14 protein-coding genes and 3 pseudogenes are annotated in these 13,779 nt (G+C 59.1%); 11 read left to right on the forward strand and 6 right to left on the reverse strand.

Going from position 1 to position 13,779, the window contains the following annotated elements; translation table 11 throughout:
* The first annotated feature begins 8 nt into the window (after window positions 1-8).
* The 3 genes from BLU35_RS25500 to BLU35_RS25510 are packed head-to-tail and all read left to right on the forward strand — an operon-like array spanning window position 9 to window position 2,370.
* Window positions 9-1,265: an NADH:flavin oxidoreductase/NADH oxidase family protein gene (locus BLU35_RS25500; RefSeq protein ID WP_093234993.1), complete on the forward strand. Its 1,257-nt coding sequence runs from the start codon at window positions 9-11 to the stop codon at window positions 1,263-1,265.
* Window positions 1,262-1,696, forward strand: a complete 435-nt coding sequence (locus BLU35_RS25505; RefSeq protein WP_093234994.1) for a VOC family protein — start codon at window positions 1,262-1,264, stop codon at window positions 1,694-1,696. The genes BLU35_RS25500 and BLU35_RS25505 overlap by 4 nt, the downstream gene beginning before the upstream one ends.
* Complete coding sequence (locus BLU35_RS25510; protein WP_093234995.1) at window positions 1,693-2,370, forward strand: VOC family protein; 678 nt, start codon at window positions 1,693-1,695, stop codon at window positions 2,368-2,370. Before BLU35_RS25505 ends, BLU35_RS25510 begins: the two co-directional genes overlap by 4 nt.
* Before the next feature lie 296 nt (window positions 2,371-2,666).
* Here BLU35_RS25510 and BLU35_RS25515 read toward each other — a convergent pair.
* The 4 genes and pseudogenes from BLU35_RS25515 to BLU35_RS25530 all read right to left on the reverse strand — a co-directional run bounded on the left by BLU35_RS25515 (window position 2,667) and on the right by BLU35_RS25530 (window position 6,551).
* Window positions 2,667-3,373: pseudogene (locus BLU35_RS25515) on the reverse strand (IS6 family transposase).
* A 74-nt stretch (window positions 3,374-3,447) separates the two neighbouring features.
* Window positions 3,448-4,362 carry a 4-hydroxybenzoate octaprenyltransferase gene (gene ubiA, locus BLU35_RS25520; RefSeq protein ID WP_093234996.1) on the reverse strand — a complete coding sequence of 305 codons (915 nt, stop codon included), beginning with the start codon at window positions 4,360-4,362 and terminating at the stop codon, window positions 3,448-3,450.
* Between the two features lie 75 nt (window positions 4,363-4,437).
* The gene (locus tag BLU35_RS25525) at window positions 4,438-4,539 is read right to left on the reverse strand and encodes a helix-turn-helix domain-containing protein (RefSeq protein WP_286161622.1); all 102 of its coding nucleotides are present in this window, start codon (window positions 4,537-4,539) and stop codon (window positions 4,438-4,440) included.
* Window positions 4,540-4,973: 434 nt separating this feature from the next.
* The gene (locus BLU35_RS25530) at window positions 4,974-6,551 is read right to left on the reverse strand and encodes a 4-hydroxyphenylacetate 3-hydroxylase N-terminal domain-containing protein (protein ID WP_093234997.1); all 1,578 of its coding nucleotides are present in this window, start codon (window positions 6,549-6,551) and stop codon (window positions 4,974-4,976) included.
* Window positions 6,552-6,778: 227 nt separating this feature from the next.
* Here BLU35_RS25530 and BLU35_RS25535 point away from each other — a divergent pair, with 227 nt between their 5' ends.
* The 7 genes from BLU35_RS25535 to BLU35_RS25565 all read left to right on the forward strand — a co-directional run bounded on the left by BLU35_RS25535 (window position 6,779) and on the right by BLU35_RS25565 (window position 12,219).
* Window positions 6,779-7,384, forward strand: coding sequence for an FAD synthetase family protein (locus BLU35_RS25535; RefSeq protein WP_210185160.1), 606 nt, complete (start codon window positions 6,779-6,781; stop codon window positions 7,382-7,384).
* Window positions 7,371-7,895, forward strand: coding sequence for a flavin reductase family protein (locus BLU35_RS25540; protein WP_093234998.1), 525 nt, complete (start codon window positions 7,371-7,373; stop codon window positions 7,893-7,895). The genes BLU35_RS25535 and BLU35_RS25540 overlap by 14 nt, the downstream gene beginning before the upstream one ends.
* A gap of 38 nt (window positions 7,896-7,933) precedes the next feature.
* Entirely contained in the window at window positions 7,934-8,803 is an 870-nt protein-coding gene (locus tag BLU35_RS25545) for a dioxygenase family protein (protein ID WP_093234999.1), read from the forward strand.
* A 136-nt stretch (window positions 8,804-8,939) separates the two neighbouring features.
* Window positions 8,940-10,064, forward strand: a complete 1,125-nt coding sequence (locus tag BLU35_RS25550) for a muconate/chloromuconate family cycloisomerase (RefSeq protein ID WP_286161623.1) — start codon at window positions 8,940-8,942, stop codon at window positions 10,062-10,064.
* Window positions 10,061-10,462, forward strand: coding sequence for a hypothetical protein (locus BLU35_RS25555; RefSeq protein ID WP_029616264.1), 402 nt, complete (start codon window positions 10,061-10,063; stop codon window positions 10,460-10,462). The genes BLU35_RS25550 and BLU35_RS25555 overlap by 4 nt, the downstream gene beginning before the upstream one ends.
* On the forward strand, window positions 10,459-11,328 hold the full coding sequence (locus BLU35_RS25560; RefSeq protein ID WP_093235001.1) for an alpha/beta fold hydrolase: 870 nt from the start codon (window positions 10,459-10,461) through the stop codon (window positions 11,326-11,328). Before BLU35_RS25555 ends, BLU35_RS25560 begins: the two co-directional genes overlap by 4 nt.
* 6 nt (window positions 11,329-11,334) lie before the next feature.
* Entirely contained in the window at window positions 11,335-12,219 is an 885-nt protein-coding gene (locus BLU35_RS25565; protein WP_286161618.1) for a LysR family transcriptional regulator, read from the forward strand.
* 205 nt (window positions 12,220-12,424) lie between these two features.
* Here the strand turns inward: BLU35_RS25565 and BLU35_RS35755 are convergent, their stop codons facing one another.
* The gene (locus BLU35_RS35755) at window positions 12,425-12,643 is read right to left on the reverse strand and encodes a hypothetical protein (RefSeq protein ID WP_176907433.1); all 219 of its coding nucleotides are present in this window, start codon (window positions 12,641-12,643) and stop codon (window positions 12,425-12,427) included.
* 301 nt (window positions 12,644-12,944) lie between these two features.
* Window positions 12,945-13,383 (reverse strand): annotated as a pseudogene (locus BLU35_RS25575) (ATP-binding protein); the annotation flags it as partial.
* Between the two features lie 41 nt (window positions 13,384-13,424).
* Here BLU35_RS25575 and BLU35_RS25580 point away from each other — a divergent pair.
* Window positions 13,425-13,779 (forward strand): annotated as a pseudogene (locus BLU35_RS25580) (IS6 family transposase); the annotation flags it as partial.

Below are 13,779 nucleotides of genomic sequence, written 5' to 3' on the forward strand. Positions count from 1 at the left end.
GAAACGCAATGATTGCCAACCCACTGTTTCATCCTTTGACGCTGCCAAATGGTACCGTTCTGAAAAACCGTATTGCCAAGGCCGCAATGGAGGAGAACTTGGCGACCACCGAGCACGCCCCCGGCGAGAGACTGTGGCGCATGTATCGTTCATGGGCGGAGGGTGGCGCCGGACTGATCGTGACGGGCAACGTGATGGTTGACGCGAGCGCCATGACTGGGCCGGGCGGCGTGATCGTGGAGAACCGCCGGCACATTACCGCGCTGCGCACGTGGGCGGCGGCGGGTCGTGCGCATGGCGCGCAGTTCTGGATGCAGATCAACCATCCTGGGCGGCAGATGCGGGCAAACCTTGGGCGGCCGGCGCTGGCACCTTCGGCCGTGCCGCTTGAGCTCGGAAAATTCTCGAAAATGTTCGCGCTGCCGCGCGAAATGACTGCGGGCGACATTCAGAACATTCTTACCCGCTATGTCGAGACAGCGGCAATTGCCGAAGAAGCGGGCTTCACTGGCGTGGAGATCCATGCCGCGCATGGCTACCTGCTCAGCCAGTTCCTGTCGCCGTTGACCAACCGGCGGACCGACCAATGGGGCGGCTCGCTCGAAAGCCGCGCACGGCTATTGGTCGAAATCGTCAAAGGGGTGAGACAGCGCGTCTCACCGGGGTTTTGCGTTGCAGTCAAAATCAACTCCGCCGACTTCCAGCGGGGCGGCTTCGATAATGATGATGCCGTTCGGGTGGTCGAGTGGCTGAACGACCTCGCCGTCGATCTCGTGGAAGTCTCCGGCGGAAGTTACGAAAGCCCGGCCATGCAAGGTCGCACCGGTGATGATCGCACTTTGGCGCGCGAGGCTTATTTTCTCGAGTTCGCCAAGAAAATCAGATCTGTCGCCAGGATGCCGGTGATGCTCACCGGCGGCATACGGCGCAAGCCGGTTGCAGAGCGCGCCATCAATGAGGGGATAGCGGTCGTCGGGATGGCAACCGCGCTTGCCCTGAGACCGGACCTGCCGGATGCCTGGCACCGCGGTCACCCCGTGGAGGTCGTGTCCCCGAGGGTGAACTGGAAGAGCAAGCCGCTTGCCTCGCTGGCCGTGAGGTCCGTCATCGACGCCCAGATGCAAAGAATGAGCAGGGGCAAGACCCCGAGCTGGTGGGTCTCGCCGGCACTGGCCCTCATCCAAGCCCAGGTGAGGACCGCGCGGCGCACGAGACAATATGTGGCATGGGCCGAGACACAGGCGCGCCGAGGAGAACCGTCATGAACATCCAGACACGCATTCCCGTTACCAACCTTCAGCATCACGTCTTCTATGTGACAGACCTGGAGCGCTCGAAGGCCTTCTATATGCAGCTCTTTGACCTACAGTTCTCCGCGCTCAACCATCCCGACAGCAGCGCGGCAATGCGACTGTCGCAGCAGGAGATGCACTTCTTCTCCTTCGGCTTCCACCACCATGACATCTGTTTGGTGAAGCACCACAAGCTCACGATGGACAACAATTCCATGCTGCACTTCTCTTTGGCGCTCCGGGATGCTGCTGCATTTGACGAAGTCAGGGGACACGCCTTGCGCATGGGGCTGCCCATCCGCAACGGTCGCATGCTCGCCTCCGCAAAACCCGCCGCGCGCGCCTTCTGCATTCAGGACCCCGACAAGCATTGGATCGAAATCATCGAGGAGAGCAGATCATGAGCACAACCGCGCTCGTTCCACCGAACGTTCTTCCGCCCTTCAAGCAACGCTTCGGCAGCCTGCTCAAAAAGAAGTGGTTCCGGGAATTGGTGCTTCTATGGCCGACCCTGACCAGCCGGCGCTTCTCGAACAAGACGGAGGACTACGGCGTCTTCAAGCCATCACTGGTTTCCGAAATCGGCCAGCTTTCGATCTACGTGCGGGACATCGACCGCAGCCGCGCCTGGTACGAGCAGGTCGCGGGCATGTCTCATAGTCGCACTTGCGAGCGGGAACCACATCCCTACAAGGAAGGTTGGACAATCCGCTGCTGCTACATGAGCGCGTCGGCGCATGATGAATGCCTCGTGCTGATCGAACAATACGACCCGGCGGGGAAGACCGCCGTACCGTCCGGCATGAGCTTCTTTCACTTCGCCTTGGAAGTGGCGGGAAACCGGCTGGAGGACGTGCTCGCCTTCGCGAAGCAGCAGCGTGCCAACGGTTTCCCAGTCAACTATGGTCCGGTGCGCCACAACAGCGATCCGCCGCTGGGCGACGGGGAAACAGGCGGCAATGTCGCCTGCTATCTCTACGACCCCGACTGGAACAATGTCGAGTTCTGCGGCGCCATGGACACGATCGAAAACTACCGTGCGCGGTATGGCGGTAAAACGGGCTCGGAACGGGCATGATCACGCTCAGTCCGAAAATGCAGAATGCCCGGATGTTCGACCGGAGCGACTTGCGTTTCTTCCTCGCCGTGACTTGAAAGACGGTCTCAACCCGACGGGTTGATCAGCCCGTTAAAAGTTAAACAATGCAGCAGTGCGGCACATCGGGATAGCGGCAGACCAGGCGCGCCGACCCGTGAAAGTGACTTGGGCAAAGGGAAGTGTTCAGTGAAATCGTTAGCGGAAAATTGTATAGAATCTATCGGTGGCGTCGCCTTAAGCTGGGACAGGGCGCGCGTCTGGCATCGTACCAGCCTTCACGCGTTGATTGACATGGTGATCTGCCGCCATGTTGCGATGGCGTGGAAGCGAAGCTTTCGATGATCTGCGGCGGTGAGATGTTTGCGGTGAAGAAGGAAGAGATTGGCGATCTGGCCCTGTGTCGAGACGAAACGCTGGCATTGCCGGGCCGACTTGAAGCGCATCATCCGCCGTTCGCGTCGTCGTACGGGAAGATGTGAATTTTCGGCGCGGTTGTTGATGCAACCGATGCTCGATGCCCGGCATCAATTCGGCCTTCGCGGCAGAGTAGGACCGCAATTTGTCCGTCCCCATCAACCCGTGGGGTGGTACCCTGCCCCTTGAGCAGCTTCCTCATCAGACGCAGCGCGGCTGCCTTGTTCCTTCGGCTTTGCAGCAGGGCATCGAGGACGTAACCGTTGGCATCGACGGCGCGCCACAGCCAGTCCTTCTTTCCCTTGATCGTCACGACCATCGACCATCTCATCGAGTTGCCACTTGTCGGCAAAATTGCCTCGTGAGCGCCGTCGGAGCTGATCGGCGAATTTGAGGCAGAACTTCACGGCCCATTCCGAGACCGTCTGAAACGAGACCTCAATGCCGCGCGCGGCAAGCAGATCTTCGATGTCGCAAGCGGAAACCAGTAATAGAGCCAAACCGCATGGGCGATGATCTCGGCGGGGAACCGGTGGCGTCTGAAGTGAGCAGGAGAGATTTCGGTCATTGCCACCAAATAGGGGTCGGTTCCGGCTCGGGGCGAAATGACACTCTAAGCCGCTTTGAGTGCTGGCCTGGTGGTTATAAGGTTCCGATGAAGGCGGCAAAAGCCAGCAATACACCGGTGAAAATGTTGGCCAGAAACAGACTATAGCTTAGGTGTGGGCGTGAAAGGTCGATGCGCCATGTTTGCCAAGCCAAATGCGCCGCGACTATGAGAATTCCAAACGCGTAGGGCATTGTCATACCTATCATCCACCCCCCAAGCGTCCAGGCCGCAACGGAAACAATGTAGAATAGGCCGATGAACGACTTGCCGCGTTCGCCGAACAGGATCGCTGTCGATTTCAAACCCAACCGCGTGTCGTCTTTCATATCGACGTAGGCGTATACGGTATCGTAGCCAATCTGCCATGCGATTGCTCCGACCCATGTCAGGAAAGCGCCAGCCGGAATCTTTCCTGCGATCTCCGACCACGCCATGAGCATTCCCCAGTTGAATGCCGCACCAAGAACGGCTTGAGGCCAGTACGTGAAGCGCTTGCAGAGGGGGTATATCAAGACGAGAGGCAGAACGCAGATAGCGACCAAGAGGGTAAAGGGTGACAGGAAAAGCAATAGCGATGCAGCCAGCACGAGTTGTGCCAGAAGAAATAGAATCGCCTGTGGAACATTAATTTGCCCACTCACCAAGGGGCGAAATCGTGTTCGTTCAACGTGTCCGTCGAACTTTCGATCAGCGATGTCGTTCACGGTCGAACCAGCACTTCTCATCAGCAATGCGCCGAGAGTAAAGACGATCAAGTGTCGAAGCTCGGGAATCCCGTGCGACGCTTGGACGAGCGCCGCCCAGCAAGGGAACAGTGTGAGCCATATTCCTACTGGACGGTCTAGCCGTGCAAGCCTTGTGTAAGGTCGCCATGCCTTAGGCAAACGCCGATCTACCCAGTCTCCTTTTTTAATATCGCTGAGGTCTGGTCGGCTTAATGTGTTCATCTTGGTATTCCACGACTACATTGAGATGCACGATAGAGACTTTTGCTGACCCTGCAACCGGCGCTATCAAACCAATCATTCGACGGGTGCGCGATTGCGTCTGACGACGTCGCTGACGGTGTTCTTGCTGATCCCGAGATCGCGTGCGATCCAGCGATAGCTGCGTCCTTCAGCAATAAGGGTTCGTTTGCGGGAGGGAGCGAAAGACTACCTTAAGCGATCAGGCGGTTTACACTAGCGACCATGACAACTTTCATACGATAGGGATTTTTGGCGGATTTCGCGACACAACAGCCGTTGGATAGTCTCCCTGTAGACGGCAAAGTGCGACCCAAGTCGGCCATTGCTTGTCGAGGGCGCAAAGGTCCGCAGTGGCTGATATCTCGGGTCGTTCTACTCGAACCGGTCAGCCGCCAGAAATCCGTCGGAGAAGCGGATCACGGCGAACGAATGGATGGTAGAGGGCTGCCCCCGACCGTGTCGACCGCTTCCTTGATCTGGTCGACCTCAAAATCCCCATGCCTCCAACCCAGTTCTCAAGGGTTGGAGGCATGCGACAAGTATTTGGAGCTACGGTAAGGCGAAGCCGAACCAAGCTTGCCATGGAACCACTAGGCTGCCTGGACTGTACCCCGGCCGACCAGGCTAATGTCATCCGGATTTATCAAATCAGAACCCGTCCATCCGGACAGGTCATATTCGCTCATGCAGTCTTTCACCAAGGACTGCATGGAATCGAGATCGCCGGTTACCGTCGCCGCCCCTAAGGTCTCGATCCTGAGGTTTTCATAGTTGCCAGCGTAATTGCGCTCATAGAGCTCATGGCGACCGCCGAACTCCGTGCCGATGGCATCCCATAGAAGCTTCAGGAGCTTGACCCGGTCGAGCGCGGCATAGCCGTTCGAGCCACGGACGAAGCGGTCGAGGTATGGACGAATAGCCTCACTCTCGAAATCCGCAGCACTAGACGGCAGATAGATCAGGCCGCTCGCGACGTGACGCTCGATCAACTCCTTGATGCGCGGATATGCCATCGGGGCCAGCACGCGATAGGCAAGACCGGCATTGAGGTTCGGCAGGTTGTAGCCTTCGGTTCCCTGCCACGGAACGGGCGACTTCACCATCGCATCACCCAGTGCATGAAATGTGTTGCGCCACGCGATGACCTCGCCGACGCCGGCCTGCACGCCGCGAAAATCCTTCGAACCCGTTGCTTCGACAGCCATAGAGAAGAGGCCTGCGATGAAGTCGAGCTTCACCGACAGACGCGTAAGGCCATGCAGCGTGAAGCGCGGGACGAAGCCCGATGCCGGGAAGAACTGGTTGATCTTGTCGACGTCTCCATAGATGAAGATGTTCTCCCAGGGCACCAGGACCTTGTCGAAGACGAGGATGGAGTCGTTCTCGTCCAGACGGCTCGAAAGCGGGTAGTCAAACGGCGATCCGGTCGCGGCCGCGTTGAACTCGTATGACGAGCGGGCAATGAGCTTGATGCCTGGCGAGTCCATCGGCGCGGTAAAGATCAGCGCGAAGGACTTGTCCTTGATCGGGATGCCGTAGTGGGCGATGAAATTGTAGTGCGTGAGGGCCGAGCCGGTCGCGACAACCTTGGCTCCCGAGACGATGAGCCCCTTGTCCGTTTCCTTCTCCACATGCATGAAGACGTCGCGAACCTCCTCGATCGGGCGGTCACGGTCGATCGGCGGATTGACGATAGCGTGATTCCAATAGTCGAGCCGTTCCTGCGTACGGGCGTACCAGGCACGCGCATTCTGGGCGTATTCGCCGTAGAAGTCGGAATTCGCACCCAGCGTTCCGAGGAACGAGGCCTTGTAGTCCGGGGACCGGCCCATCCAGCCGTAGGAGACCTTCTGCAGCTCGGCAATAGTGTCTCGTGACTTGATGAGGTCTTCGCTCGTTTTGGAGCCGAGAAAGAAGGGATGCGTCAACTTGCCCGACCCCGTGTCGGTCAGCACGCCGATTTCCTTCTTCTTTTCATGGAAGCGATCGTACCAGCGCGCCACCATGCGCGCGGAATTCCGAAATGCCGGATGCTCGGTGACGTTCTTGACGCGCTCACCATAGATGTAGATCTCGCGGCCGTCCTGAATGCTCTCCAGGAACTCCGAACCGGTGTAGGCGTCGGTCGAGTTTGCGTTCTCCTCGGACGCGATAGCCAGATTGTGCATGTCGTTACTCCTCCATTTTGGCCGGGTGGGCTGCGTGCCGGTGCGGCGCTTTGATCCGAAAGGGCACTCCTTCCCTTTCCGAGGAAGAGAACTATGCGCTTAAAGGGAGCGATTGATAGGTATCATGCGATACCGCTTCAGGCATCGCAGAGCATGCCGTCAGGCGCTAGATTTACTCATCGATGGCGCTGGAGAAGGCGCCACGGCTGGGAACATGGGAGGAGACCATGGATCATCACCCCCGCATTCATGTGCAGATTCACGATGAGACAGAATTGACGCTCTCCGGATCGGCTCTGACGATCGGAGCCTTTGACGGAGTTCATGGTGGCCATCAGGCGTTGATCCGGTCGGCTGTGCTAAATGCGCAAAGTCTCGGCGTTCCCTCGGTCGTCTACACATTCGATCCGCCTCCCAAGGCCCTGCTGTGCGGTGCCCGCCCCCTCAATTCGATCGATGAGAAAATCGAGCGGATAAGCGCCCTCGGCCCCAATTACATTGTCGTCGCCCGTTTCGACGCAGCCTATCGGGCCCGCACAGCAAATGATTTCATTCGCGAAATCGGTCGGATTTCGCCGCGGGTCATTTGGCTCGGCTCGGATTTTCGCTTCGGTTCCTGCAAGAAGGGAAACCCGGCGTTGCTCGCCAGCCACTTCGATACTCGCATCCTTCCGGCCGTATGCTGCGAGTCTGGAGAGGTCGTATCGAGCACCCGGATTCGAGCCCTTAGGGCCGCAGGACGCTTCCTGGAGGCGGAACGACTGGAAGGATGGTCGGAGCTTCCGCCGTTTCGAGGATCCAATGACAATGGAGGGCACCATGCGACTGCTTGATCCCCGCACGTTTCGCGACGCCTGTGGTGTCTTCGCGACCGGTGTGAACATCATCACGACCCACTGCGACGGCCACGATCACGGCATGACCGCGAACGCGTTCATGTCGATTTCTCTCGATCCGCCACTGATTGCCATCTCAATCGCCGAGAAGGCTCGAATGCTGGAGAAGATCCAAAAATCGGGCCGCTTCGCCGTCAGCGTTCTTGCGTCCGGCATGGACGCCGTGGCCTGGCATTTCGCAGGCAAGCCAAACGCGGAGCTGCATGATCTGTTCGACACTCTCGATGACCTTCCAGTGATCCGCGGCGCGATCGTCACGTTCTCGGCCATCGTCCACGACGAAATCCTCGCCGGCGATCACACGATTTTCGTGGGCCATGTTCAGTCGCTCGCGGGAAGCGGAGGCGACGAACCACTGCTTTTCTTCAAAGGCAAATTCGGCGCCATGGAAAATACGCGAAAGACTACGGCTGGCCTGCTGCAGGTCGAGACCGAGTTTATGTGGTGAGGATGAGCCGCATACTTACAGTTTGCAAGGAGGAGAAAATGCGAAACGTAACCCAGAAAAACATCTCGGATGTTGTAATCGCCGCGCTGTCTTCGGATATCCCGGCCCGAAACCGTGAGATTCTTGAGAGCCTCATCCGTCACATCCACGCCTTCTGCATCGAAGCGAAGATCACCCACGCGGAGCTGATTGAAGCCTGTCAATTCCTCGTCCGCGCCGGACACATCTCTGATGACGCTCGCAACGAGTTCATTCTGCTTTCCGACATCCTGGGCGTCGAAGTTCTGGTCGACATGCTCGACCACACCGTGACGGATGGTGAGAGCGAATCTACTGTCCTCGGGCCGTTCTATCGAGACAACCCGCCGGTTTTGCCGAAAGGCGCCTCCATTGTTCAGAAGAGCTTCGAAGGCTCCGAGACCGTGCGTGTCCGCGGAACCGTGCGCGATACCGCCGGGCGTCCCGTTGAGGGCGTGACGATCGACGTTTGGGAGGATGCTCCGAACGGCCTCTATGAACAGCAGGATCCTGAGCAGCCCGACTACAATCTTCGCGGCCGCTTCTTGACCGACGAAAGAGGCGAATACGAATTCGTCGGCATTCGGCCGGTTCCTTATCCGATCCCCTATGATGGAGCCGCCGGAGAGCTGCTGAACTATATGGGCCACCACCCGTGGCGGCCAGGCCATATCCACTTCATGCTCAAGAAGGATGGCTATCAAAGCCTCGTCTCGCAGATCTATGACGCTGACACCAAGTATCTCGACAACGACTCGGTGTTCGCAGTCAAGGAAAGCCTTATCGGCAAGATGGACAAGGCCGCAGCCGGCGCGGATACCGACCTTGTTATGGAATTCGATTTCAAGCTCAAGCCGGCCGCGGGCGCTATCGCTGTCGCCGCCGAGTAATCAACAAACAAGCACTCAAGCATCGATCCGCCGAGACGTGTCTCAGCGGATCAGCTCGAAAGGCAATAGGAAAATGCCCCTCGCCAGCGCTGAACCATCCTCAATTCCGGACCACTCTGCGGTCAACGCCCGGGACATGCGGGTTCGCTCCATTGTGGCGACCATTCTCGAGGCTCCTACCATTCGTCGGCACAAGCTTTCGAATACGGAGATTGCCCACCAGGGATTTGTCCTCGTGAGGGTTCGCCTTGAGAACGGCGTCACGGGCATCGGCGAGGCATCCACGCTCGGCGGGCCACGTTGGGCTGAGGAGAGCGTGGAGTCGATACAGGCGGTCATCGAGAACTATCTCGCCCCCGCACTCGCCGATCAGAATGCCATGCTGTTCGAGGCTAATGCGGTGCGCATGTCAAAGGCGGCCACGCGCAATTTCGCTGCGAAGGCGGCCGTTGAGTCGGCACTGTTCGATGCCGTCGGACGCACGCTCGGCCTGCCCGCCAGTGCATTGCTCGGCGGGCAGGTCCGCGACAGAATCGGCGTGATCTGGGCGCTTGCCTCCGGCGATGCCGGGCAGGAACTGGAAGAAGCACGCGAGAAGCTACGTCTGCGTCAGCACAGGGACTTCAAGATCAAACTCGGCTTCAACACGCCGGATGCCGATGTCAAGCGACTGCAACACTTGCGCGGCGGCTTGGGCGACGACGTGAGGCTGATCGTCGATGTCAATCAAGCGTGGACGGAAGCTCTGTGCATCAGGCTCTTTCCGGCGCTCGAGGAACTTGGCGTGGCGCTGATCGAGCAACCGGTTCCGGCATCCCAACGCGATGCCATGGCGCGCGTCGCTTCCCGAACCCGCATCCCGCTTCTCATCGACGAGGCGGCCTTCACCAACACGGAACTGGCGAGCGTCGCCTCGCAGGCCTGCGGAAGCGTTTATTCCCTCAAGCTGGTGAAAAGCGGTGGGCTCCTTGAGCTCAAGCGAGCGGCCGGCATCGCGCAGGCATTCGGCATCGAGCTTTACGGCGGATGCCTGCTGGAAAGCAGCATCGGCGCAGCAGCGCACATGGCTGTGTTTTCGACGCTTCCCAAGCTCGAATGGGGAAGCGAGCACTTCGGTCCCCGTATTCTCGTGGACGATCTGGTCGCGGAGCCGCTGGTCTTCGAGGAGTTCGAGATCCATGTGCCGACTGGTCCTGGCCTCGGCATGACCCTCGACGAAGACAAGGTACGCTTCATGGCGCGCAAGGCAGGAAGCCAATGACACCGGAAATGCCGTACGCACTCCATCGGTTCAAACTCGAAGACATGGCGGAGAGGCTCAACGCCACCCCTCATCTCCTGCGCCTCGGGCGCCTGTTCAACGAGACCGTGCTGCTCGAAATAGACCGGGATGAATTCTACCTCACCTTCGAGAAGGGCCGCGTGGTTGAGATCAAGGAAGGTCCGAGCAAGAAACTGCCGTGGCGCTTCGCGCTCAGGGTCAAAGGTGAGGCGCTGGACAAATTCTGGCACCCGCTGCCAGAGCCTGGGTACCATGACATCTTCGGCCTCGTGAAATATGGGCACGGCCGCATCGACGGAGACATTCTGACTCTCGTGAAGAACCTGCGCTATTTCAAGGAATTCATGGCACTGGGTCGACGGGAGGAACGCCCATGACATCGTCGCTCGAACCGATCACCGGCCGGTATGTCCGCCTGACCGTCGATGGCACACCATTGCGGGTTTACTTCGAGGAAGCCGGCCAGGGCCGCCCGGTTGTCTGCCTGCATACCGCCGGAGCCGATACCCGCCAATGGCGGTTCATTCTCAACGACGAGGCGTTCACCAGTTCGCACCGCTTCCTGGCATTCGACATGCCCTGGCACGGCAAGTCCCTGCCGCCGGAAGGTTTCGAGACGGCGGAATACCTGCTGACCACCGGAACCTACATTGAAACAGTGCTCTCGTTTTGCAGTGCGCTGGGGCTGGAGAAGCCACTGCTCGCGGGGTGCTCCATGGGAGGCCGGATCGCTCTGCAACTGGCGGCGCTGCATCCCGATCGCTTTGCCGGGTTCATCGCCATCGAGGCGTCCGATTTCCAGCCCGCTTGGTATGACATCGACTGGTTCCATCGTCCCGACGCCCACGGCGGAGAGATGGGCGCCGCCCTCGTGTCGGCCAATATTGCTCCCCAGGCGCCGTCTGTCGAACGCTGGAACACCCAGTGGATGTTCATGCAATCGGGGCCGGGTGTGTTCCGCGGCGATCTCAGTTTCTACACGAAGGATGACAGCCTCACCGGCAGGCTGGGAATGATCGACACGAGAAAAACGCCGGTGCATATCATGTGCGGAGAATACGACCTGACCTGCACACCCGAGGACGCCCGCCGTACGGCGGAAGCGATTGACGGCGCCACCCTTGCCATCATGAAGGATCTTGGACATTTTCCGATGAGCGAGAACCCTTCCGCATTCCGACCCTATTTTCAGGAGGCGCTGGAGCTTATGAGGCACTCCCAGGCGGAGCTGGCTCATGCCTGACGGACGATGATGGACTTCAAACGGCTGAGTTATTTTCTGGCGGTGGCGGAAGAGCTGCATTTCGGCCGGGCATCCGCGCGGCTAGGCATTGCCCAGCCCCCGCTCAGTCGCCAGATCGCTCAGTTCGAAAAGGAGATAGGCGCGATCCTGTTTGACCGCAGCCGCAGCCAGATAAGGCTCACCCAAGCCGGCGAGTTGCTTCAGGAACGGGCAAGAGAAATACTCGAGCGCGTCGACCAGACGGAGCGCGAGGTGAGGCGCATCGGCGAGGGGGTTGCAGGGCGTCTCCGGATCGCCTTCGTCGGCACTGCGACGTTCGGCGTCCTCCCCAACATCATCAAGGCATTTCGACTCGCCCATCCGGATATCGAGCTGGCTCTCTCTGCCATGAACAACGCCGAGCTGCAGCGCGCACTGATCCAACGGGAGATCGATATTGCTGTCGCGCGTCCCGCGATCGAGGATCCGGAGCTGAAATCCGAGACGTTGATCGAGGAGTCCCTGGTCCTTGCGCTGCCAGACAGATACGCCAATGTTCCAGATCCATTGAAACTCGGGGAGCTGCGAGATACGACGTTCGTGCTTTTCCCGCGACGGCCGAGGCCGAGCTATGCGGACTACGTTCTCGACGTCTGCAAGCGAAACGGCTTCATCCCTGCCTCACAGGTGATGGCTCAAGACTTCCTGACCGCAATCAGTCTCGTCTCGGTCGGCGTGGGTGTTTGCATCGTGCCGCAGTCGGTCGCCCTAAACGAGCGAACCGGGGTCGTCTACCGGAATTTTGAGGGATTCAACCCAGGCACCAAGCTCTCGCTGAACTACCGGCGCGACAACCGATCGCCCCACCTGTTCGGGTTTCTGGCGCTAGCGCGGAAAGTGGCCCGCACGTAAAGCCCATGAAGGTCCTTGACGCCCTTGCCCATGTTCTATATTCGTTCCTGCCCATGATCACCTTCGCGCGCACCTCGTTCCGAATACGCTGACGCACTCCGGGCATACCCGGTGTCGACCAGTTCTGCGTTTCGTTACGAGGGATGCCATGAAGAGTGTCTCGAATGACCGGAGGGACGATGGTGTCCCACACAAGGTCACGCTTTCACCAACATATACCCCGCTGGCGACCATCAAGTGCGATGGTCCCGCCTTGTTTCGATCGCAGTAGGCGAGGGATTTTGCCTGCCTGCTCGATCTCGATCCAGATGTCGCCCGATGGGGCACGGCGCCGCCGCTGCTGCGAAACGGCGATGACGAGTATCAGCTCGACTTCTTCGTCCTTGCGGGGGACGACGGATCCTTTCTGATCGATGTTGGACAAGAGGAGCCATCGCCCCCGGTGTGGCTGTCGATCGCCGTCGAATCCATGGGGTACCAATATCGCCCTGTCGCAATGATCGACTTCGCAGACTTCCGCCTCCGGAACGCAAAGGACCTTCTCCGCTACGGCTTCTCGCAATGACGCGTGGCCGGCCTGTCTCGTGTCAATCAGCGTCCAAAATTCACCCCTTATCGGCATCCAATTTTGACCCCCCTGGTGGTGTAGATCAGCGCTTGGCCTGCCCGGCGCTGGCCGGGGTTGCAGCGGGTAGGCCAAGTGCGGGTAATGGGTGTCTTCGGCTTTAGCTTTGAGAGCGGTTCTTGAAGCGCCAGGACTCGTTCCCGGTTTCGACGATCTCGCAGTGGTGGGTCAGGCGGTCGAGGAGCGCCGTCGTCATTTTGGCGTCGCCGAACACTGTCGGCCATTCTCCAAAGGCCAGGTTCGTGGTGACGATGATCGAGGTGCGCTCGTAGAGCCTGCTGATCAGATGGAACAGCAGTTGGCCACCGGGACTGGGCAAATGGCAGATAGCCGAGTTCGTCGAGGATGATGAAGTCGAGACGGTTGAGATAGTCGGCCGTCCGCCCCTGCTTGCCGCTGCGGGTTTCCGTTTCCAACCGATTGACCAGATCGACGACATTGAAGAAGCGCCCGCGTGTCCCATTGCGGATCAGTGCACGGGCAATCGCAATGGCCAGATGGCTCTTTCCGATTCCCGTGCCGCCGACGAGGACGACGTTGGGCGATGTCACGTTGTTGATGACTTAATGGTTGGCGGATAATTGGGCGTGGATGAGCCAACCGACGTTCAGTTACAAGAACCACCGTTTTCCACGTCAGATTATCGCCCATGCGGTCTGGCTGTATTTCCGGTTCCCTTTGAGCCTGCGGCTGGTCGAGGAAATGCTGTTGGAGCGCGGCATCGTCGTTTCATATGAAACGATCCGGCGATGGGGTCTCAAATTCGGTGCGGCTTACGCGAAGCGGTTGCGCCGAAAGAAGCCGTCGCGAAAAGATATCTGGCATCTGGACGAGGTGGTGATTTCCATCGGCGGCCGGAAACATTGGCTTTGGCGTGCCGTTGACCAGGACGGCTACGTTCTCGACGAGATTGTCCAGACTCGCCGCGATACCAA

Origin of the sequence: Sinorhizobium sp. NFACC03, from assembly GCF_900103435.1 — a bacterium.
GTDB lineage: Bacteria > Pseudomonadota > Alphaproteobacteria > Rhizobiales > Rhizobiaceae > Ensifer.

Bases quoted from the DNA above. Each gene is read 5' to 3' on its own strand.
- BLU35_RS25510 (WP_093234995.1), top strand. From the start codon at position 1,693: ATGAGCACAACCGCGCTCGTTCCACCGAACGTTCTTCCGCCCTTCAAG.
- ubiA (WP_093234996.1), bottom strand. From the start codon at position 4,362: ATGAACACATTAAGCCGACCAGACCTCAGCGATATTAAAAAAGGAGAC.
- BLU35_RS25505 (WP_093234994.1), top strand. From the start codon at position 1,262: ATGAACATCCAGACACGCATTCCCGTTACCAACCTTCAGCATCACGTC.
- BLU35_RS25550 (WP_286161623.1), top strand. From the start codon at position 8,940: ATGCGGGTTCGCTCCATTGTGGCGACCATTCTCGAGGCTCCTACCATT.
- BLU35_RS25500 (WP_093234993.1), top strand. From the start codon at position 9: ATGATTGCCAACCCACTGTTTCATCCTTTGACGCTGCCAAATGGTACC.
- BLU35_RS25560 (WP_093235001.1), top strand. From the start codon at position 10,459: ATGACATCGTCGCTCGAACCGATCACCGGCCGGTATGTCCGCCTGACC.
- BLU35_RS25540 (WP_093234998.1), top strand. From the start codon at position 7,371: ATGCGACTGCTTGATCCCCGCACGTTTCGCGACGCCTGTGGTGTCTTC.
- BLU35_RS25535 (WP_210185160.1), top strand. From the start codon at position 6,779: ATGGATCATCACCCCCGCATTCATGTGCAGATTCACGATGAGACAGAA.
- BLU35_RS25545 (WP_093234999.1), top strand. From the start codon at position 7,934: ATGCGAAACGTAACCCAGAAAAACATCTCGGATGTTGTAATCGCCGCG.
- BLU35_RS25555 (WP_029616264.1), top strand. From the start codon at position 10,061: ATGACACCGGAAATGCCGTACGCACTCCATCGGTTCAAACTCGAAGAC.
- BLU35_RS25565 (WP_286161618.1), top strand. From the start codon at position 11,335: ATGATGGACTTCAAACGGCTGAGTTATTTTCTGGCGGTGGCGGAAGAG.
- BLU35_RS25530 (WP_093234997.1), bottom strand. From the start codon at position 6,551: ATGCACAATCTGGCTATCGCGTCCGAGGAGAACGCAAACTCGACCGAC.